17 protein-coding genes and 1 pseudogene are annotated in these 19476 nt (G+C 75.3%); 10 read left to right on the forward strand and 8 right to left on the reverse strand.

From position 1 onward, the window contains the following. Nucleotides 1-144: 144 nt before the first annotated feature. Nucleotides 145-246, forward strand: a pseudogene (locus ABD946_RS07015) (proline dehydrogenase family protein); the annotation flags it as partial. Nucleotides 247-313: 67 nt separating this feature from the next. Here ABD946_RS07015 and ABD946_RS07020 read toward each other — a convergent pair. Continuing rightward, a complete protein-coding gene (locus ABD946_RS07020) occupies nt 314-1501 on the reverse strand; it encodes a TerD family protein (RefSeq protein WP_345281158.1) in 1188 nt (395 codons plus the stop codon). 147 nt (nt 1502-1648) lie between these two features. Here ABD946_RS07020 and pepN point away from each other — a divergent pair, with 147 nt between their 5' ends. Next, a complete protein-coding gene (gene pepN, locus ABD946_RS07025) occupies nt 1649-4129 on the forward strand; it encodes an aminopeptidase N (protein WP_345281160.1) in 2481 nt (826 codons plus the stop codon). Between the two features lie 195 nt (nt 4130-4324). Here pepN and ABD946_RS07030 read toward each other — a convergent pair whose 3' ends face one another. Further along, on the reverse strand, nt 4325-5299 hold the full coding sequence (locus tag ABD946_RS07030; protein WP_345281162.1) for a hypothetical protein: 975 nt from the start codon (nt 5297-5299) through the stop codon (nt 4325-4327). 276 nt (nt 5300-5575) lie between these two features. Between ABD946_RS07030 and ABD946_RS07035 the strand changes: the two genes are divergently transcribed. Further along, nucleotides 5576-6076: an SsgA family sporulation/cell division regulator gene (locus ABD946_RS07035; protein WP_345281164.1), complete on the forward strand. Its 501-nt coding sequence runs from the start codon at nt 5576-5578 to the stop codon at nt 6074-6076. On the opposite strand, the gene ABD946_RS07040 is transcribed toward ABD946_RS07035, so the two are convergent. Next, on the reverse strand, nt 6063-7421 hold the full coding sequence (locus tag ABD946_RS07040) for a helix-turn-helix domain-containing protein (protein ID WP_345281166.1): 1359 nt from the start codon (nt 7419-7421) through the stop codon (nt 6063-6065). The genes ABD946_RS07035 and ABD946_RS07040 overlap by 14 nt on opposite strands. A 204-nt stretch (nt 7422-7625) precedes the next feature. Between ABD946_RS07040 and ABD946_RS07045 the strand changes: the two genes are divergently transcribed. Both ABD946_RS07045 and ABD946_RS07050 read left to right on the forward strand, forming a co-directional pair. After that, nucleotides 7626-8273 carry a phosphatase PAP2 family protein gene (locus tag ABD946_RS07045; protein ID WP_345281168.1) on the forward strand — a complete coding sequence of 216 codons (648 nt, stop codon included), beginning with the start codon at nt 7626-7628 and terminating at the stop codon, nt 8271-8273. Nucleotides 8274-8378: 105 nt separating this feature from the next. Continuing rightward, nucleotides 8379-8891 (forward strand): pyridoxamine 5'-phosphate oxidase family protein, encoded by a 513-nt coding sequence (locus ABD946_RS07050; RefSeq protein WP_345281169.1) that lies wholly within the window; start codon nt 8379-8381, stop codon nt 8889-8891. Between the two features lie 173 nt (nt 8892-9064). Here the strand turns inward: ABD946_RS07050 and ABD946_RS07055 are convergent, their stop codons facing one another. Next, nucleotides 9065-9448 (reverse strand): hypothetical protein, encoded by a 384-nt coding sequence (locus tag ABD946_RS07055; RefSeq protein ID WP_345281171.1) that lies wholly within the window; start codon nt 9446-9448, stop codon nt 9065-9067. Next, nucleotides 9445-10233 carry a cupin domain-containing protein gene (locus ABD946_RS07060; RefSeq protein WP_345281173.1) on the reverse strand — a complete coding sequence of 263 codons (789 nt, stop codon included), beginning with the start codon at nt 10231-10233 and terminating at the stop codon, nt 9445-9447. Before ABD946_RS07060 ends, ABD946_RS07055 begins: the two co-directional genes overlap by 4 nt. Nucleotides 10234-10709: 476 nt before the next feature. On the opposite strand from ABD946_RS07060, the gene ABD946_RS07065 reads away from it, so the two are divergent. Next, nucleotides 10710-11774 (forward strand): caspase, EACC1-associated type, encoded by a 1065-nt coding sequence (locus ABD946_RS07065; RefSeq protein WP_345281174.1) that lies wholly within the window; start codon nt 10710-10712, stop codon nt 11772-11774. An 86-nt stretch (nt 11775-11860) separates the two neighbouring features. Here ABD946_RS07065 and ABD946_RS07070 read toward each other — a convergent pair whose 3' ends face one another. Together ABD946_RS07070 and ABD946_RS07075 are read right to left on the reverse strand one after the other, a co-directional pair. After that, nucleotides 11861-12280, reverse strand: coding sequence for a DUF3224 domain-containing protein (locus tag ABD946_RS07070; RefSeq protein ID WP_345281177.1), 420 nt, complete (start codon nt 12278-12280; stop codon nt 11861-11863). Continuing rightward, nucleotides 12270-12896 carry a 3'-5' exonuclease gene (locus ABD946_RS07075; protein WP_345281179.1) on the reverse strand — a complete coding sequence of 209 codons (627 nt, stop codon included), beginning with the start codon at nt 12894-12896 and terminating at the stop codon, nt 12270-12272. The genes ABD946_RS07070 and ABD946_RS07075 overlap by 11 nt, the downstream gene beginning before the upstream one ends. A 104-nt stretch (nt 12897-13000) precedes the next feature. Between ABD946_RS07075 and ABD946_RS07080 the strand changes: the two genes are divergently transcribed. Both ABD946_RS07080 and ABD946_RS07085 read left to right on the forward strand, forming a co-directional pair. After that, nucleotides 13001-13381 carry a hypothetical protein gene (locus ABD946_RS07080; RefSeq protein ID WP_345281181.1) on the forward strand — a complete coding sequence of 127 codons (381 nt, stop codon included), beginning with the start codon at nt 13001-13003 and terminating at the stop codon, nt 13379-13381. Between the two features lie 57 nt (nt 13382-13438). Further along, nucleotides 13439-13996 carry a phosphotransferase gene (locus tag ABD946_RS07085; RefSeq protein WP_345281183.1) on the forward strand — a complete coding sequence of 186 codons (558 nt, stop codon included), beginning with the start codon at nt 13439-13441 and terminating at the stop codon, nt 13994-13996. Here the strand turns inward: ABD946_RS07085 and ABD946_RS07090 are convergent. Further along, on the reverse strand, nt 13978-17232 hold the full coding sequence (locus ABD946_RS07090) for an ATP-binding protein (protein ID WP_345281185.1): 3255 nt from the start codon (nt 17230-17232) through the stop codon (nt 13978-13980). The genes ABD946_RS07085 and ABD946_RS07090 overlap by 19 nt on opposite strands. A gap of 136 nt (nt 17233-17368) precedes the next feature. On the opposite strand from ABD946_RS07090, the gene ABD946_RS07095 reads away from it, so the two are divergent. Both ABD946_RS07095 and ABD946_RS07100 read left to right on the forward strand, forming a co-directional pair. Next, nucleotides 17369-18400 carry an NADP-dependent oxidoreductase gene (locus ABD946_RS07095; protein ID WP_345281187.1) on the forward strand — a complete coding sequence of 344 codons (1032 nt, stop codon included), beginning with the start codon at nt 17369-17371 and terminating at the stop codon, nt 18398-18400. 133 nt (nt 18401-18533) lie between these two features. After that, entirely contained in the window at nt 18534-19466 is a 933-nt protein-coding gene (locus ABD946_RS07100; protein ID WP_345281189.1) for a S1 family peptidase, read from the forward strand. Nucleotides 19467-19476 lie beyond the last annotated feature (10 nt).

Consider the following 19476-nt stretch of genomic DNA (forward strand, 5'->3'; position numbering starts at 1 on the left):
TTGAACCGCCGTCGTTAGAGCGAGTAGCCACAGTGATGGGCTCGGCATCCGCCCCGCGAGGAGCAGCCTGCCGCTCGGCCGATGCCAGGCTAACGGCTAGGAGTCCGAATCAAAACCATCTCACCATAGCGCGGTTCTATATTCCATCCCTACGGCCAGGAGTGGTACGGCTACTTCATGCGCCGCCTCGCGGAGCGCCCGGCCAACCTCACCTTCTTCCTCCGCGCCATGGCCACCCGGGGCTGACGGGTCGTCACGGCGGAAGGGCCCGGGGCAGCAGCCCCGGGCCCTTCGGCGTCCCCGCGAGGGGGGCTCAGAGCATCGCGCCCGCGGGCTTGACCATGGCGCGCGCCGTCTTGGCGTTGACGTACTCGCCGATGGCGGTCATCACCCACTCGCCGGAGTACTGCCGGACCAGCTTGCACATCACGACGCCGGTGCTCGGCTCGGAGGTGGTGAGGTCGAAGCGGACCAGCTCCTGGCCGGAGCCGGCGTCGAGGAGGCGGCAGTAGGCGTTCTTGACGTCGGTGAACTTCTGGCCGGAGAAGGAGTTGACGACGAAGACCAGGCCGCAGACCTCGGCGGGGAGGCCGTCCAGGTGGACGGTGATGGCCTCGTCGTCGCCCGCGCCCTCGCCGGTGAGGTTGTCGCCGGAGTGGGCGATGGCGCCGTTGAAGACCGAGAGCTTCATGAACCAGGCGGTCTCGACCTTGTTGCGCTGGGCGTCGAAGGCGATGCAGGAGGCGTCCAGGTCGATGTTGCGGCCGCGCCCGGCGGGCTCCCAGCCGAGGCCCATCCGGACGGCGGCGAGGAAGGGCTTGCCGTTCTTCTCCAGCGAGACGGAGCCGCCCTTGGTGAGGCTGACCCGGCCCTTGTCGAGGGTGACCTTGGTGAGCGAGGCCGGGACGGCGGGCGGGGTGACCGGCTTCGGCGGTGCCTTGGTGGGCGCGGCCTGGGTGGGGGCGGACTGCGGGGGAGCGGGCGGCGGGGCGGGCGAGTCGTCCACCGTGACGCCGAAGTCGGTGGCGATGCCGGCCAGGCCGTCGGCGTAGCCCTGGCCGACGGCGCGGACCTTCCAGGCGCCGCCCCGGCGGTAGACCTCGACCACCACCAGGGCGGTCTCCCGGGTGAGCCGCGGCGGGGTGAAGGTGACCAGCACCTCCCCGGTGTCGGCGTTGCGGATGGTGGCGGTGGGCTCGGTGCCGGCGAAGGTGGCGCCCGCGTCGTCGAGGCTGGCCGTCACGACGACCTTCTCGATGCCGGCGGGCAGCGCCCCGGTGTCCACGGTGATCGCGTCGGGGGCACCGCCGGCGGCCGGACGGTGCGTCACCCCGGGCCCGTTCGGGGCGTTGAAGAAGACGAAGTCGGCGTCCGAGCGGACCTTGCCCGCCTCGGTGAGCAGCAGCCCCGAGACGTCCAGCGCCTTGGGGGCCGTCACCTCGACCGTCACCCGGGCCGAGGCGAGCGGCGCGTTGCCGCCCTGGGTCAGGACCGTCGTCACTGGCTGCTCCTTCTCCACGCGCATCCCTGATGCACACTCAACTCTGGCGGCTGCGAAGGCCCAGCGTAGCCAAGCTCTCAGCTGAATCGGCGAGTCGGCACGGAAAGCGGCTTGTCCCGTCCCGGCCGCTGGGAAAGCATGCAGGACATGCCAGCCCTACAACGTTCCGAGGCGCGCACCCGTGCCCGACTCCTCCAGGTCCACGGCTACACCCTCGACCTGGACCTGACCTGCGGCGAGACGGTCTACGGCTGCACGACGACCATCCGCTTCGCCTGCACCGAGCCCGGTGCCGGGACCTTCCTCGACCTGCGGCCCGAGGTCCTGCACCGCGCGGTACTCAACGGCACCGAGCTGGACCCGGCCGCCGTGGCGGACCACCGCCTGCCGCTGACCGGTCTGCTCGCCGAGAACGAGCTGCTGCTGGTCACCGACCAGCGCTACTCCTCCACCGGTGAGGGCCTGCACCGCTACGTCGACCCGGCCGACGGCTCGGTCTACCTCTACGCGAGCTGCGGCCCCGACCTGGCCCCGCTCGCCTTCCCCTGCTTCGACCAGCCCGACCTCAAGGCGGCCTTCACCCTCTCCGCCACCGTCCCGGCCGGCTGGACGGTGCTCGGCAACGGCACCGGCAAGCAGGTGGCCGAGGGCCGCTGGGAGTTCGAGCCGACCAAGCCGTTCTCCACCTACCTGTTCACCGTGGTGGCGGGCCCGCTGCACTCGGTGCACTCCGAGCACGACGGCATCCGGCTCGGCCTGCACGGCCGCAAGGCGCTCGCCGCCGACCTGGACCGCGAGGCCGAGGAGCTGTTCGAGGTCACCCGGCAGTCCTTCGACCGGCTGCACGAGCTCTTCGAAGAGCGCTACCCGTTCGGCGACTACGACCAGGCGTTCGTGCCCGAGTTCAACTGGGGCGCGATGGAGAACCCCGGCTGCGTGGTCTTCGCCGAGCAGATGCTCTTCCACTCGGCCCCCACCGAGGTGGAGCGCACCTTCCGCGCCATGGTGGTGGCGCACGAGATGGCCCACATGTGGTTCGGCGACCTGGTCACCCTCCGCTGGTGGGACGACATCTGGCTGAACGAGTCCTTCGCCGAGTACCTCGGCTTCCGGATCACCGACGAGGTGACCCGCTTCCGCGGCGCCTGGAGCGGCTTCGCGATCAAGCGCAAGGGCTGGGGCTACGACGCCGACCAGCGCTCCACCACCCACCCGATCGCCGCCGAGGGCCTGGAGAGCGTCGCCGAGGCGATGGGCAACTTCGACGGCATCTCCTACGCCAAGGGCGCCGCCGCGCTGCGCCAGCTGGTCGCCTGGCTCGGCGACGAGGCCTTCTTCGCCGGGATCAACGAGCACTTCGCCCGGCACCGCTTCGGAAACGCCGAACTCGCCGAGTTCCTGGACGTGTTGAGCGAGACCAGCGGCCGGGACGTCCGCGGCTGGGCCGAGCGCTGGCTGCGCACCTCCGGCGTCGACACCCTGCGGCTGTCGGTCGCGTACGACGGCGACACCGTTGTCTCCGCCGAGCTGGTGCCGGACGGCAGCCGCCCGCACCTGGTCGGCGTCGGCGTCTTCGACCTGGACGCGGACGGGAGGCCGGTGCTCCGGGAGTCCTTCGGGGTCGAGCTGGAGCCCGGCACCCCCGCTCCGCTGCCGCAGCTGGCCGGGGCGCCCCGCCCCGCGCTGCTGCTGCCCAACCACGGCGACCTGTCCTGGGCCAAGATCCGGCTGGACGAGGCCTCCTGGCGGACCGTCACCGAGAAGCTCTCGCTCTTCCAGGACGAGCTGGTCCGCGCGGTGCTCTGGGAGCACGCCCGCGACCTGGTCCGCGACGGCGAGCTGACGCCCTCCGGGTACCTCGACCTGGTCGCCGCGCACCTGCCCGGCGAGACGGCGGACGCCATCGTGGAGGCGGTCCTCACCTTCGCCCGCACCAAGATGCTCGCCTACCTGCCGCCGGCGGAGCGGACCGCCGCCCAGGCCCGGCTGGCGGCCGCCGCCCGGGAGCTGCTGGCCCGTCAGGACGTGGAGCAGGGCCTGCGGCTGGCCGCGCTGCGGGCCGCCGTCGACAACGCCACCGGCGAGCGGGAGTCGGCCGAGCTGGAGGGGTGGCTCGCCGGCGGTGCCTTCGGCATCGAGCTCAGCGCGGAGCTGCGGTGGGCGGCGCTGGTGCGGCTCGCCGCGCGCGGCGTGATCGGCGAGGAGCGGATCGCGGCCGAGCTGGCGGCCGACCCCGGGGTGACCGCCGCCGAGGGCGCGGCCCGGGCGCGGGCCGCGCTGCCGGGGGCCGAGGCCAAGGAGGCCGCGTGGGGGGTGCTGTTCGGCGAGAGCGGGCTGTCGAACGCGCTGCTCACCGCAGTGGCCCAGGGCTTCTGGCAGTCGGGCGGTGAGGAGCTTCAACGGCCCTACGTGGAACGGTACTTCGCGGAGGTGCCGGCGGCCGGCGAGCGCGGCGAAACCGTCTCGCGCGTCCTCGGCTCCGTCCTCTTCCCGACCGGCTGGTCCACCCCGGAGACCCTCGCCCTGGCCGAGGCCGCCCTGGCCGGCGACGACCTGACACCCGGACTGCGCCGCACCCTGGCCGACCAGATCGACGACCTCACCCGGGCCACCCGCATCCGCAGCTGAGGCCACCCGCCAGGGCAGCGCCCCCAGGGGCGCGAGGAACTGCGCGGCCAAGCACCCACCGCGGGTCAGATCGCGGCACGTGCAACTGGCTCTCGTGGAGGCGATCTGACGGTGGTGGTCTTCCGCTTCGCGCCCGCGCGGCGGAGCCGCACGTGTCACAGCCTCGCGCCCCTGGGCCGCTGCCCTGCCGGGGCGTCAGCCGAAGGTGCCGCGGGTGGTGGTGGCGGTGGAGCGGCGGAGGTTGAAGGCCGAGGCGGACCAGGTCTCCGTGGCGGGGCGGGCGGGGCCGGGGCTCGCCGAGGCGGAGGGGTCGACGGTGTGGACGGCGAAGAGGTAGCTGCCCGGGGCGACGTCGAGGCCCGGCGGGAGGGTGAAGCGGTAGACCAGGGTGCCGCGCTCCTGGAGCACCGTCACCACGGCGCCGGGCAGCGTGGTCCACGGCAGCGTGCCGGGCAGCGACTCCGGGCGGGCGAGCTGGAACTCGACCTGGAGGGCGGTGAGGTCCTCGCCGACGGCCAGGGTCAGGGTGTGCCGGGAGCCGGTCTGGCCGAGCGGCGTGCGCTCGGCCAGGCCGGTCATCGCCTCGGTCGGCTTCGGGGAGGGGGTGGGCGCCACCGGTACCGGTCCGACCGGGCCGGGCGCGCCGCCGCTGGGAGAGGGCGACGGTGAGGACGACGGCGCGGGCGGAGCCGAGAGCGAGGGCCCGGGGGCCGGGGTCGCCGGGGTGGTGGCGGTCGTGGGGGCGGCCGGCGTGGGCGAGGACGTCCGGGGACGGACCGGGCTCGGGCTGGCCGGGTGGGTCACCGACGGGGTGCGGGCACCGAGCGCCCGCGGGCCGGGCACCGTGGCGGAGGGGCTGGGCGTCGGCGGGGGCGTGCCCTCCCGGGAGGGCTCGGGGGCCGAGTCGGGGCTGGGCACCGGCGGGCTGGCGCCGACGTTGGTGACCCCGGGCAGCCGGCCGACGCTCTGCTGCTCGCTGACCAGCCAGGTGGTGGCCACGCTGATGCCGACCACGGTGGACATCGCCATCGCCGCGCCGGAGAAGCGGAAGCCCGGCAGCCGGAACCGCGCTCCGACCGGCTTCGGCCGTCCGTGCCGCGCGTGCCGTGACGGCCCGTCGTGTCGTGCGGCGGCCGCCGTCCCGTCCTTCTCGCGGAGCTCCCGGAGCAACCGGCCCGCCTCCTTCCCGACTCACCGACCCAGAACCATCGAAGACCCGTCCCGCCGCCGCTGCGGCCCGTCCGCTCGTCGCGGTCCGGGTACGGGGCAGGGCACGTGGCGGGGCCAGCTGAGACTACCAGTGCGCACCTGACGGACCGCCAGACCCGGTGCGCGGCAGTCGGATCCGGGGCCGCGGGCCGTTGTTGCAACCCCCTTGCAACGGTTGCAAGGGCGGCGCCGCTGCCGCAGGCTGGGCGGAACCCCAGCCGCCTCGGAGATATCGTCATGCCGCGCGACCCGCTGTCAGCCGCCTCGAACCCGCCGTTCGCCGCCACCCCCACGGGCGACGAGGCGGTCGGACCCGACGTCGTGCCGGGGCCGGTGGAGGAGGTCCTGACGCTGCGGATCGCGCTCGACGAGGACTCGGTGGGAGAGGTGCGCACCCGCTTCCGGTACGACCCGGAGAGGCCCTACGAGGTGCTGCTCACCTTCCACCTCGGCCGCTCCGACGAGGCGGACTGGGTGTTCTCCCGTGAGCTGCTCCGGGACGGCCTCTCCGGTCTGAGCGGGCAGGGCGACGTCAAGCTCTGGCCCGCGTACTGCCCCTGCCACGGCTCGACCCTGCACCTGGCCCTCGAATCGCCGCACGGGCGGGCGCTCCTGGAGGCCTCCAAGCCCCGGGTGCAGGCCTGGCTGGAGCGCACCTACGCCGTGGTGTCGGCCGAGGAGGAGGCGCTCGCCGGGCCGACGGACGGTCAGCTCACCGAGCTGCTCAACGGGTTCTGAGCACCTCGCCGATCCCCTCGCCGGGCAGCCGCAGCGTGCCGCGCAGCAGGCCCGAGCGGACCTCGCGCACGGCCGGGGCGGAGGAGGTCGGCAGCAGGTCGTACGGGTCGCTCGGGCGGAGCACCGTCACCTCGGCCGCCGGGGTCAGCCGGTACGGGCGGTGGTCCAGCAGCCCGCCCAGGTAGCGCCGCAGCCGGGAGACCTCGGCCCGGACGGTGACCGTCCGGGAGGGGTCGCCGAAGAGCGCCTCGGAGAGCCGGGCCGCGCTGAGCCCCTCCCGGTGCACCGCCAGCAGCAGCAGCAGTTCCGCGTGGCGCGGGCTGAGCCCGTGCGACCAGCGGCCGACCGCGCCCTCCACGGTGAGCTCGGGCCGGGCCGCCCGGCGCAGGTCCAGGGTGATCAGGGAGCCGTCGCCGGGATGGTCCGGGCCGGGGTCGGCGGTGGGACGGATCAGCCAACCGTCGGCCAGCGGCTCCACCGCGCACTCGCCCAGGGTGGGCAGCCAGACCCGGGGCGAGCCGCCGAGCCCCTCGGCGGGCAAACGGAGCCGGGGCACCGGGGCCAGGCCGACGGTGGCCGCCGTCCAGCCCTCGTTGTCCACCACCACGGCGGGCTGGTCCACCCGGGCCAGCAGCGGGGTGGCCACGGTGCGCAGCCGGTGCAGCGCCTCCAGTTGACGGGCCCTCAGTTCGGCCTCGGCCAGCCGGGCGCCGGTGGCGGCGAGTTGGAGCAGGTAGGGGGCCATCGAGCGGGCCGGGCCGCTGAGGTTGACGGCGCCGAGCAGCCGGCCGGTGCGCGGGTCGTGCACGGGGGCGGCCACGCAGGTCCAGCCGTGGTGGCTGCGCAGGTAGTGCTCGGCGGAGTGCACCTGGACCGGGCGGCGGACCCGCAGGGCCAGGCCGATCCCGTTGGTGCCGACCTCGTCCTCGACCCAGCGGGCGCCGGTCTCGAAGCCGATCGAGTCGGCGGTGCGCAGCAGCGGGCGCTCGCCCTCGTGCCAGAGCACGTGGCCCTCGCCGTCGGCGATGGCCAGGATCAGCGGGGTGGAGCCGGTGGGCAGCAGCAGCGTCGCCCGCAGCACCGGGAGGATCTCGGAGAGGTGGGTCTCGCGGCGGCGGTGCTCCAGTTCGGCGGGGCCGATCCGGCGGGCCTCCCGGCCGCGGTCCGGGTCGAGGCCGAGTCGGCGCAGCCGGTCCCAGGAGTCGCCGATCTCGGGCCTGGGGCCCGCCCCGGGCCCGTCCGACGGCGGCGCGGAGGAGGCCATGGCCCGCTCGTAGCGCTCGGGCAGGTCCGCCTGTTCGGGGGCTCGGCGGGGCTGCGGGACCGCTCGATGACTCTCCTGCAACCGGTGCCTCCCCCGTCGGGCCCACGTCGGTCCACTGGTGTACCGGAGACAGGTTAAGGCCGGGAGCCGGGGCGTTGGTGGGGTTGGGGAATCTTTGGACCGGCCGCTATCTGCCGGAAGAGGGGGATTGACCGGTTATCCGTTCTTCATCTCCGCTCTGGTACTAGTTGTCCGTGTGATCCGTTTTGTTCGAAGGATGTTCAGATGACCGCCGTGCCGCTCGCGTTCGACGGCGGCGCGATCGACGGGGGGCTCTACTCCACGGTGACCGGCTGGGCGCACGCCGCCCCGCCCTGGCTGGACGAACTGGTGCGGATCTGGTCGGAGTTCGGCCTCGCCCTGTTCGCGCTGCTGATGCTCGGCGCCTGGTGGCACGCCCGGGGCCGGAGCCCGGCGGTGATGGCCCGGGTACTGGCCGCACCACTGGTGGTGGTCGCCGCCTACCTGGTGAACCTGGTCCTCAAGGGTCTGGTCGAGGAGGTCAGGCCGTGCCGGCAGCTACCCGGGCCGCCGACCCTGGAGGCGTGCCCGCCGCCGGGCGACTGGTCCTTCCCGAGCAGCCACGCGGTGATCGCCGCCGCCTCGGCCACCGCCCTCTGGCTCGCCTGGCGCGGGCTCGGCCGGCTCTGCGCGGTGGCCGCGCTGCTGATGGCCGCCTCCCGGGTCTGGGTCGGCGTCCACTACCCGCACGACGTGCTGGCCGGGGTCGCGGTCGGCGTCCTGCTGGCCGCCCCGCCCGCCCTGCTCGCCGCCCGGGCCGCCCCGCTGGTCGCCCGCGCCCGCGCGGGGGCGCTCGGGCCCGTGCTCGGCGCGGGCTCCGGGGCGCACGCCGTCCCCTCGGGAGCGCTCTGACGGGCCCCTTGTGTGCCCGCGGCCGCGGGGAGAGCATGTGAGCCGGTCCGGCAGAACGCTCCGGGCCGGCTCGGTCCACGTGCAACGCGGCGGAGGGGGAGAACCGTGACGTTCCGGTTGGAGATGACCCAGGGGGACTGGCCGGCGGCCGAGTTCGCCAAGGGGGTCGAGGGGCTGCTGGCCGAGAGCATGGTGCTCACCCTGGCCACCGCGGGCCCCGAGCGCGGCCCGCACGCCAACCTCGCCTTCTTCGCCTACGACGAGGACCTGGTCCTCTACTTCGTCAGCGAGCGCTCCACCCGCCACAGCCTCCACCTCACCGAGGAGGCCAGGGCCGCCGCCACCGTCTTCCTCCCGCCGCCGGTCTTCGGCGAACAGCTCCGCGGCATCCAGTTCACCGGCCGGGCCGGCGAGGCCTGGGGCCACCACGCGGAGGCCGCCTTCGCGGCCTACCAGGGCCGCTACCCGTCCTTCGGACAGGACCCCGACCTACGCCGCCAGTACCTCAGCGGCGCCGGAGCCGCAGCCCTCTACCGCTTCCAGGTCGACGAACTCACCGCCGTCGACGAACCCCGCTTCGGCCGCCGCAACTACCTCTCCGCCCGCGTCCTGCGCTAGCCGCCGCAAAGCGGAACAGGGGCGCGAGGAACTGCGCGAAGCGGAAGACCACCACCGTCAGATCGCCTCCACGAGGGCGAGTTGCACGTGCCGCGATCTGAACGGCGGTGCACGGCTGGTCGCGCAGTTCCTCGCGCCCCTGGGGGCTGCCCTGCCGGGCCGGGCCACTACAGCTAGCCGCCGGCGGGGTAGCGGATGGGCATGGCGTCGGTGAGGCCCGGCGGGACGACGGCGATGAGGACGGCGGAGAGGCCGTCGGGGCCGGCGTGCAGGGTGGCGCCGGTGTCGAGGGGGCAGACGGCCAGGGTGTGGCGCCGCAGCGGGAGGGTGGAGCCGTCCGGGCCGACGAGGCGTCCGCCGCCGCTGACGACGAACCAGATCTCCTCCGTGCCCTCCCGCCCCCGGGCGTCGATCCGGCTGCCGGGAGCGAGGTCGAGGTGGTCCACCGACTCGGTCTCGCTGTGGAAGAACCCCCGCCGGGCCAGCGAGCGCCCGGTGCTCCGTACCGTGTTGCCCCGAAGGGTCCGGGGTGCGTTCCCCGGTCGCGAGACGATCATGCCGCACCCCGTTCGGTCGCCCGTCGCCCGTCCTCGGCGTCCGGCACGGCCAGGCTCGCGGTGAAGTACCGCAGCGACTGCCCGTCCGAGCGGAGCGTCACCGCACTTCCGAGCGGCAGCGTCACCGCCGTCCCCGGAGCGAGCCGCACCTCGGTGGCTCCCGCGAGCGCCCGTCCGGTGCCGGCCAGCACGTACAGGGTGTGCTCCCGGTCGTCCGAGCGGAGCTCCTCCTGCCGGCCGGGCCCGAGGGTGACCAGCCGGGCCTCCCGGAGCGGGCCGCTGAGCAGGGCGGTGAGGTCGGCGGTGCCGTCCGCCGCGAGGTCGATGATGGTGGCGGTGCGCATGAGGGGCCTTCCGGTGTGGCCGGGGTCGCCGGTGAGCACGGCGGCGACCGGTGGGCTGATGACTTCGATGACGATCCAGTCCAGGTCGACGGCGCCCGGGTTGTTCAGCCGGTGCCGGGTGCCGACCGGGTTGGTGATCAGGGTGCCGGGGCCGACGGTGTGCAGGACGCCGTCCAGCAGCAGTTCGCCCTCGCCGGAGACCACGAAGTAGAGCTCCTCGGTCCGGCTGTGGTGGTGCACGCCGCACTCGGTGGCGGGCGGCAGGGTGGAGATCTCGATCGCCTCCCAGGTGCCGGACAGGCCGCGTCGGCGGGCCAGGCACTTCCACCGGGCGACGTTCCTGCCGCCGTGCATCGCGTGCACGTCGGCGGCGCCGCCGGGGTCGGCGACGATCAGTTCGTCGGAGTACCCGGTGACCGGGGTGGTCCGGTTCGCCAGCATGCCTCTCCTCCTCCGTCGGGTCCTCGGGACACGGTTCGGTTCCGGCCTCCATGCTGTGCGGCCCGCTGTCCCGGACACCTGGGGCAGGCGTCACCAACCGGTCCCGTCCGTCACCCCGGTTCCTCCGGCACCACTGACAAGGACCTGTCGATATGCCAACATGTGCTCCTCGCAAGCGATCTGACGGACAGCCAGGGGGAATCGCATGACGTACGGCAGCGCCGTGACCGCCCCGACCGGAACGGCGGCTCCACAGCCGCCCACCCCGCCGGTGCCGCCCACTCCGCCCACCCCGCCGGTGCCTCCGGCCCCGCCGGTGCCGCCCACCCCGCCGGCCCCGCCCGTACCGCCCACCCCGCCCGTGCCACCGGCCCCGCCGGTTCCGCCGGTGCCGCCCACTCCGCCGTCGTGACGATCGCCCGGCACGGACGAAGTCCTGGACCGGGCCGAGGGCTTCCCCGCGGGGCGGCAGCCCGGTGACCTCCTGGACCCTGACACCCGACCGTGCCGACTCCTGGGCGGTGCTGGTCGCGGTCGGCACCTACGCCGGGCTGCCGCCGATGCCCGAGGCGGTGGCCTCGATGGAGCTGCTCGCCGACCACCTCGCCGGCCCGGACGGCAGCTTCGCCCCCGAGCGGGTGGTGCGGCTGGCCGATCCCCGGAGTCCCGGCGAGGTGCTGGACCGGATCGCCGACGCGGCCGGCCGGGCCCGCTCGACGGTGCTGCTCTACTTCGCGGGGCACGGCGTGACCAGCGCGGAGGGCCGCCTGCACCTGGCGCTGCCCGGGACGGAGGACGACCCGGAGCGGGTGCCGGGCACCGCGCTCTCCGCCGAGGCGGCGCTGGCCGCGTTGGGGCAGGGGGCGGCGCACCGGATCGCGGTGCTGGACTGCTGCTTCGCCGGTCTGGCGCTGGACGAACCGGCCGCCGCCGACCTGCACCTGCTCACGGCCGTGGACCGGGACCGCAGGGCGCTGCTCAACGAGGAGCTCGGGCTCACCCGCTTCGCCGAGGAGCTGCTGCGGCTGCTGCGCGAGGGTGTCCCGGACGGGCCCGCCGACCTCCCGCTGGACCTGATCCACCACCACCTGGCGGTCGAACTGGCGCAGGTGCCGGACCCGGTGCCGAGCCTCTACCGGCCCCCCGTGCCGATGCAGCGGGCCGTGGACGGCAGCGGCCACCTGGCGCTGGCCCGCAATCCGGCCCACGGCACCGCGCTCACCGCGACCGGCCTGCGCGCCCGGGCCGGGTTCGCCGCCCGGCAGTTCGCCGTCCGCCAGTACCGGCGGCCCTGGCATCAGCCGCAGGCCGCCGCCCGGTTGGCCGCCATCGCGGCCGACGCGGCGGCCGTGCTCGGCCCGGCCGACCTGCTCACCCTCCAGCTCCGCACCGCCCACGCCGACGCCGTCGGCAGCACCGAGGGCGGGGAGGCCGCCCTCGCCCTGCTCCGGCCGCTGGCCGCGCTGGCCGCCGCGATCCTGCCGGCCGGCTCCCCGGTGCTGGCGACGGTCAAGGAGTCCCTGGCCCGCTGGCAGAATTGACGACCCCTCAGGGAAGGATGGGCCCGGCAGCCCGTCCCGCCCGAATCGAAGCCTTCGCGGTCGTCCCGGAGTAGGGCGGCCGGGCGTCAGGCCCCTGCGCCGCCGAGCTCGTACTCGAAGGTGACGCGGTGGGTGCCGTCCTGGTCGACGGTGAGGGAGCCGGCGCCGGTGATGCCGGTGAGGGCTCCGGTGCCGCTGCCGGGGACGATGACGAAGAAGGGGGAGAGCCGGTCACTGCCGGTGGTGCTGGCGGAGTGGGCGAAGTTGAAGGTGCCCTCGCGGCCGTGCAGGGTGCCCTCGAAGGACTCCAGGGCGAGGTAGGTGCCGACGCCGGTGGCGTGGTCGAAGGCGGAGGTGAAGATCGTCGCGGAGCGGCCCGCGGCCTCGCCCTCGAAGAGCTTCTCCATGGTGGCGACCCCGGCCGGGGCGCCGGTGGTGACCTCGAAGGCCGGGGTGACCTCGGCCGGGACGAAGGACTTCACGGTGAACGTCGCGTCAGCTCTCATGGGGCGGATGGTAGTCAGCCCCACCGACAGATCCGGACGCCCAGGGCGGCGGCGCGTCGGCCGGCCAGCCGCCGCGGGCCGCCACCTCCAGGACCAGGGCCCCGATGTTCCACGCGTCGTCCTCGCCCCGGTGGTGGCGCCCCTCCAGGGGGAGCCCGGCGAGCTGCAGGGCCTGCGCCATTCCGGGCCGCTTGCGCAGCCCGTACGCCTCGGTGAAGGCGGCCTTGGCGTTCACGTGCCGGTGTCCGAACGGGTACCGCACCCGGGCAGCCCGGCACTGCCGGGTGAACTGGTGCCGGTCGTAGTCGCCCCAACTCGCCCAGACCCGCTGCCCGCTGAGGTGCTCGGCGGCCAACAGGCGGCAGGCCTCGGCGAATTCGACCCCCCGCATGACCTCCGCCTGGGTCAGGCCGGTCAGTTCGGTGCAGAACGCGCTCACCGCGGACCGGGCCGGCCGCACCAGGATCCGGTGCCGCGCCACCCGCCGCCGGGCGGCCAGGTCCACCACCGTCAGCCCGATCTCGATGATCTCGCTCACCGCCCCGGGCGGCGGCTGCCCGTCCCAGCAGGTCGCCTCGACGTCGACCACGTTCAGAAGCTGCGCGTCCTCGCTCATCCGACGGAGCGTAGCCGCCGTGCCCGGCCGGAAAATCCCCTTTTCCGGGGGCGGGGCTCCTCTAGAATCGCGCCCTTGCCCACCGGAGGAAGAGGGTCGAGGACGTGACGGTCGATCAGTTGGCGGGGGTGGCCCGGGCCGTGTTCGGGCCGGAGCGGCGGCTGCGGAGCGTCGAGCGGCTGCGGGGCGGCAGCAAGAAGGGCGTCTACCGGCTCCGCCTCGACGACGGCGGCACGGCCGTCGCCTACCTCTGGCACGCCTCCGAGAACTACTGGCCGACGACGCCGGACGCCGCCGTGGACCACACGGATCCGTTCTCGCACGCCTCGGGCATCGACCTCTTCCTGGCCGCCCACCGCCACCTGACCGCCCTCGGGGTGCGCACGCCCGGCCTGCTGGCGGCGGACCGCTCCAGGACCCTCCATCCGGCCGAGTTCGCCGTGGTCGAGGACGTCCCCGGCGAGAGCCTGGAGGTCCTGCTCTAACGGGACCCGGAGGCCGCCGCACCCGTCCTGGCCCGCCTCGCCGACAGCCTCCGGCTGATGCGGCGGCAGACCGCCCCGGCCTTCGGCAAGGCCGCCCTGATCGACGGCGGCGGCCGCTCCCAGGGCAGTTCCTGCGAGCAGCTGGTCCTCGACCGGGCCCTCGCCGACCTGGCCGAGGCGGCCGCCCGCGACCCCCGGGCAGCCGCCGTCCGCGACCGGGTCGAGGCCGAGCTGCACGCGCTGGCCGCCGAGGTCCGCCCCCGGGAGCGGTACGCGCTGGTTCACGGCGAACTCGGCCCCGACCACGTGCTGGTGGACCACCGGGGGCAGCCGGTGCTGATCGACATCGAGGGTCTGATGTTCTTCGACCTGGAGTGGGAGCACGTCTTCCTCCGCCTGCGCTTCGCCGAGCACTACCCCGCCCTCCACGCCGAGGGCCTCGACCCGCAGCGGCTGGCGCTCTACGACCTGGCGATGAGCCTCTCCCTGGTGGCCGGCCCGCTCCGGCTCCTCGACGGCGACTTCCCCGACCGCGCGTTCATGCTCGCCGTCGTCGAGCACAACCTCGCCCGGGTCCTCGCCGCACTGCCACCGGATCAGTCGGCGATCGCCTGATCCGGTGTCAGGCCGGTGCCCTCCGCGAAGGCGGCGGTGAAGGCCTCGGGGCCGAGGGCGGTGCGGACCGCCGCCGTGATCCGGTCGACGTCGGCGCGTTCGGCCCTCGGCAGCGGCGCGCCGGTCCCCGCGCGGGCGGCCGCCGCGGCGCCGAGCAGAACGGCCGCCCGCCGGTACGCCGACGGCTCGGCCGCCCCCGCGAGCGCCGCCGCCCCGGCCAGGCCCTCCAGGGCGAGGGCCAGGGCCCGCGGGTCGCCGGTGGTGCGGGCGGCCGCCAGACCGGCCAGGTGGTGGGCGCGGGCGGCCCCGGCGTCTCCGCGCAGCTCGGCGACGTAGCCCAACTCGGCCAGCACCAGCGCGTTGGCGCTCTCCAGGCCGGCCTCCCGGTGCCAGGCCAGGACGGCCAGCAGGTGGCCCTCGGCGGTGTCCAGGTCGCCCTCGCGGCGGGCGCCGAGGGCGAGGCCGAGCTGGGCGTTGACCTCACCGGCCCGGAAGTCGTGCTCGGCGCTGCGGCGCAGTGCCCGCCCGTGCAGTTCGCGGGCTCCGGCGAGGTCGCCCGTCAGCAGGGCGATCCGGCCGAGCCCGGCCATCAGGTCCCCGGCGGTGGTGGCCAGCCCCAGCTCCTCCGCCATCCCCAGGCCGTCCCGTAGCCGTTCGGCGGCCTGCGGGTAGTCCCCGAGGATCTCGGCCCGGGCGGCGAGCGGGTAGACGGTGCGCAACTCGCCCCAGCGGTCGCCGAGTTCGCGGAAGGTGGCGGCGCTGCGTTCGCCGTGGAGCCGGACGCCCTCCAGGTCGCCGCGGGCCAGCAGCTGCACCGACCGGTCACCGAGCGCGGCGGCGGTGCCCCAGCGGTGGCCGAGCCGTTCGAAATCGGCCAGGGCCAGCGCGGTCAGCTCCTCGCCGGCCACCAGGTCGCCGATGCTGCTCACCGCGTGCCCGAGGAACCACCGCGCCTCGGCCAGCGCGAGCCCGTCGTCGCCCGCACCGGCCCCGTCGCTCCCGTCGGCTCCGCCGTTCCCGCCGTTTCCCCCGTTCCCGTCGGCTCCGGCGGACCGGGCGGGGCGGTGGGCGGCGAGGGCGGCGGCGTACCGGCTGGTGCGGTCCGCCGTGGCGCCGCTGAGCACCGCCGTCCCGGCCTGCCAGGCGGTGGCCCGGGCCCGGTCGAGCGGCTCGCCGCCGGGCAGTGCCAGGGCCGCGTCGAGCGCCCGGCGCAGCTCGCCGAGCCGTCCGCGCAGCACCCAGCACCAGGCCAGCGAGTCGACCAGCCGCAGTGCCTGGCCGGTGTCCCCGGCCCGGACGGCCTGGTCCAGACTGCCCGTCAGATTGGCGCTCTCGGTGCTGAGCCGGTCCAGCCAGTGGCGCTGCTCGGGCCCGCGCAGCCGGGCCGAGGCCCGGGCGGCCAGCTCGGTGTAGTGCGCGCGGTGCAGCGCCCGCACCTCCTGCGACTCCCCGGCCAGTTCCAGCTGTTCCAGGGCGTAGGCGGCCACCGACTCGTAGGGCCGGTAGCGCACCGCTCCGTCGGTACCGGTGCGGACGGTGAGCAGCGAGCGGTCGACCAGCCGAGCCAGGACGTCAACCACCTCGGCCTCCGTCACCGCGCCCCCGGCGCAGACCCGTTCGGCCGCGTCCAGGGTGCACCCCTCGGCGTGCACGGCCAGGCGGCGCAGCACGGTCCGCTCGGCTTCGCCGAGCAGGCCCCAGCTCCAGTCGATCACGGCCCGCAGGGTCTGCTGGCGGGCGGGTGCGCCGCGCCGGCCGGTGGTGAGCAGCCGGAAGCGGTCGTCCAGCCGGGCCAGCAGTTCCGCCGCGCCGAGCGCACGGATCCGGGTGGCGGCCAGCTCCAGGGCCAGGGGCAGGCCGTCCAGCCGCCGGCAGATCGCCGCCACGGCGTCCCGCTCGGCCGGGTCGGGGGCGAAGCCCGGGGCGGAGGCGGCGGCCCGGGCGGTGAAGAGCGCCACGGCGTCCGGCTCGGCCAGCGGACCGACCGTCCAGAGCGCCTCGCCGTCCACGGCCAGCGGCTCCTGACTGGTGGTCAGCACCACCAGGCCGGGTGCGGCCCGCAGCAGCGTGCCGACCAGCAGGGCCACCGGCTCCACCAGGTGCTCGCAGTTGTCCAGCACCAGGAGCGTCCGCCGCCCGCGCAGAGCACCGGCGAGCCGCTCGGTCGGGGTGGTGCCGCGGCCCGGGGCGGGCCCCCAGCTGCCGTCGTCGCGGATGCCCAGGGCGGCGCAGACCAGATCGCCCGGGTCGGAGCCGGGGCCGTGCCCGGCCAGCTCCACCAGCCACGCGCCGTCCGGGTACCGGTGCCGGGCCTGCTCGGCGGCGGCCAGCGCGAGCCGGGTCTTGCCGACGCCGCCGGTGCCGGTCAGCGTCACCAGCCGTCCGTCGTCGAGCAGCCGCCGGATCCCGGCGAGGTCGGCGTCCCGCCCGAGCAGTCCGGTGACCGCGGCCGGGAGGCCGCCCGGCCGCCGAGGGGCCGGCGGTGCCGGTGCCGCCGAATCGTCCTGTCGCAGCAACTCCTGGTGCAGGGAGGCGAGTTCGTGGCCCGGATCGCTGCCCAGCTGATCGGCCAGCAGTTCGCGGTACTCCTGGTACCCGTTCAGCGCCTCGGCCGTCCGGCCGGTGCGGTGGAGCGCCCGCCAGTGCAGCGCGCGCGGGCGTTCCCGGAACGGCCGGCTGTCGATCAACTCGGCGGTCTCCGCGATCAGTTCGGCGTACTCGCCGAGGCGCAGGCGGGCCTCGGCCAGCCCCTCCCGGGCGGTGAGCCACTGCTCGGTCAGCCGGGTGGCGGCGGTGCGGGCGAACGGCTGTTCCTCGAAGCCCGCGAAGGCAGGGCCGCGCCAGAGCTCCAGCGCCTCGGCCAGCAGCGCCCGCTGCTCGCCGGGGTCGGCCGACTCCCTTGCCCGCCCGGTCAGTTCGCCGAAGCGTGCGACATCGTGGGCGGTCGCGGCCAGCCGGTAACCCGCGGGGACGGCCTCGACCAGGGCGCGGGCGCCCGGTTCCGCCTCCTCCAGCGCCCGGCGCAGCTGGGAGACCTTGGCCTGGAGCGCCCGCCCCGGGTTGGCGGGCAGCGGCTCCTCCGGCCAGAGGGCGTCGACCAAGCGCTCGGCGGAGGCGGGGCGGCCGTCGGCGGCGAGCAGGGCGGCCAGCAGGGTGCGGACCTTCGCCTCCGGCACGGCGACGGGCCGTCCGTCGTCCGTGTGCACCTCGACCCCGCCCAGCACCCCGAATCGCATGGCTCCACCGTAGTGCAGATGATCAACACCGGCGGGGCCCCGGGCCCGCCCCGAACCGGACCCGAACGGTTCCCGAACACCCCGCCCGCAGAGTGGTCCCCGTCAGCAGGAACCTTGCGACCCCGAGGAGCACCCCATGTCCGCCAAGGCCGGCACCGTCGTCACCAGCCGTGAGATCCGCCTCGCCGCCCGCCCGGTCGGCGCCCCCGGCCCCGAGCACTTCTCCCTCGCCACCGTCGAGCTCTCCACCGACCTGGCGGAGGGTCAGGTCCTGGTCCGCAACACCTGGATGTCGGTGGATCCGTACATGCGCGGCCGGATGGACGACGTCGAGTCCTACCTCCCGCCGTTCGCCCTCGGCGCGGCCCTCCAGGGCAGTGCGGTCGGCGAGGTGATCGCCTCGCGTGCCGCGGCGGTGCCGGTCGGCGCCACCGTGTCGCACTTCCTCGGCTGGCGCGAGCACGCCGCGCTGGACGAGGCCGCCGTCACCGTCATCGATCCGGAACTCGCCCCGGCCCAGGCCTACTTGGGCGTGCTGGGGGCCACCGGGCTGACCGCGTACATCGCGCTCACCGAGACCGCCCCGGTCCGCCCCGGCGACGTGGTCTTCGTCTCCGGGGCGGCGGGCGCGGTCGGCAGCGTGGCCGGCGGGCTGGCCCGGGCGCTCGGCGCCTCCCGGGTGATCGGCTCGGCCGGGGGCCCGGTCAAGGCCGGGAAGCTGCTCACCGAGTTCGGCTTCGACGCCGCCATCGACTACCGGGCCGGATCGGTGGCCGCCCAACTCGCCGAGGCCGCACCCGAGGGCATCGACGTCTACCTCGACAACGTCGGCGGCGACCACCTCGAAGCCGCCCTCGCCTCGATCCGCCACGACGGCCGGATCGCCCTGGTCGGCGCCATCAGCACCTACAACGCCACCACCCCGCAGCCCGGCCCCGCCAACCTGTTCCGCGCCGCCGCCCAGCAGGCCACCCTGCGCGGCATGCTGGTCACCCACTGGTTCGACCGCTTCGCCGACTACGTCCCGCGCGCCGCCGCCTGGCTGGCCGACGGCACCCTCACCAGCCGCGAGACCGTGGTCGAGGGCATCGAGAACGCCCCGGCCGCCTTCCTCGGCATGATGAACGGCGCCAACACCGGCAAGATGCTGGTCCGGCTCGGCTCCTGACGGACCGGGGGGTAGCCCCACCGTGCCGCGGGTGGCTGCCCGGAGCGCGGATCCAGGGGCTGTCCCCGTGGTGCGGTGGATCTTGGGCGGAGAGGCTGGGCACGTACCGATTCCCGGACAGAAGGAACGATTCGTGCTCCATCCGAAGCCCTCCCGCCGCCGCACCGTCCGCACCGCCGTCGTGGGCGCCGTCGCCGCCCTCGCCTGCACCACCGCCCTGGCGGGCACCGCCGGCGCCATCGTCAACGGTGGTGCGGCCACCGCGAGTCACCCCTTCATGGCGACCATCCCGGAGTCCGCACCCAGCCTGGGGCTGCTCGACGGCAACTGTGGAGCCTCGCTGATCGACCGGCAGTGGGTGCTGACGGCGGCCCACTGCGTGACCGGCGACGGGCTGGTCCTGGACGGCACGGTGCGGATCGGCAGCGACCGGCGCAAGGAGGGCGGCACGGTGCGGAAGATCGACCGCAGCTTCGTCCACCCCGGCTACCGCAACGGCGAGGGCCAGGGAGCCAACCAGGTCGACATCGCCCTGGTCCGGCTGGACCGGCCGGTCGGCGAACAGCCCGTCAGGATCGCCGACGCGGCGGGCCCGGCCGGCACCCCGACGCGCCTGCTCGGCTTCGGGACCACGGTCTTCGGGGAGTGGCGCTTCCCGGAGCAGCTCCAGGAGTTGGACACCCGCCTGGGCGCCGAGACCGAGTGCGCCCCCGGCTACGCGGGCCCGACCCGGCTGTGCACCGTCAGCACCAAGCCCAAGGCCATGGCCTGTGCCGGGGACTCCGGCGGCCCCCAGCTGCAGAAGGGCCGCGACGACCGCTGGGAGCTCGTCGGCGTCACCTCGGGCCCGGGCGCCCCGAAGGTCCCCTGCCAGGACGGCCCGGGCCTCTACACCAGCGCCCCCGCCTACGCCTCGTGGATCCGCACCACCATGGCCGACAACCCGGCTCCGGCGGCGACGGAGGACCACACCCGTACCCTCGTGCTCGGTGCCGGCCTCGTCCTCGCCGCCGGTGCGGGCACCGCCTTCGCGCTGCGCCGCCGGGCCGGGGTCGCAGCGCGGTAGGCGGGGCGCC

Source organism: Kitasatospora albolonga (assembly GCF_039535905.1).
Lineage (GTDB): Bacteria > Actinomycetota > Actinomycetes > Streptomycetales > Streptomycetaceae > Kitasatospora > Kitasatospora albolonga.

Bases quoted from the DNA above. Each gene is read 5' to 3' on its own strand.
- pepN (WP_345281160.1), top strand. From the start codon at position 1,649: ATGCCAGCCCTACAACGTTCCGAGGCGCGCACCCGTGCCCGACTCCTC.
- ABD946_RS07035 (WP_345281164.1), top strand. From the start codon at position 5,576: ATGCCGCGCGACCCGCTGTCAGCCGCCTCGAACCCGCCGTTCGCCGCC.
- ABD946_RS07045 (WP_345281168.1), top strand. From the start codon at position 7,626: ATGACCGCCGTGCCGCTCGCGTTCGACGGCGGCGCGATCGACGGGGGG.
- ABD946_RS07055 (WP_345281171.1), bottom strand. From the start codon at position 9,448: ATGATCGTCTCGCGACCGGGGAACGCACCCCGGACCCTTCGGGGCAAC.
- ABD946_RS07060 (WP_345281173.1), bottom strand. From the start codon at position 10,233: ATGCTGGCGAACCGGACCACCCCGGTCACCGGGTACTCCGACGAACTG.
- ABD946_RS07070 (WP_345281177.1), bottom strand. From the start codon at position 12,280: ATGAGAGCTGACGCGACGTTCACCGTGAAGTCCTTCGTCCCGGCCGAG.
- ABD946_RS07075 (WP_345281179.1), bottom strand. From the start codon at position 12,896: ATGAGCGAGGACGCGCAGCTTCTGAACGTGGTCGACGTCGAGGCGACC.
- ABD946_RS07085 (WP_345281183.1), top strand. From the start codon at position 13,439: ATGCGGCGGCAGACCGCCCCGGCCTTCGGCAAGGCCGCCCTGATCGAC.
- ABD946_RS07090 (WP_345281185.1), bottom strand. From the start codon at position 17,232: ATGCGATTCGGGGTGCTGGGCGGGGTCGAGGTGCACACGGACGACGGA.
- ABD946_RS07095 (WP_345281187.1), top strand. From the start codon at position 17,369: ATGTCCGCCAAGGCCGGCACCGTCGTCACCAGCCGTGAGATCCGCCTC.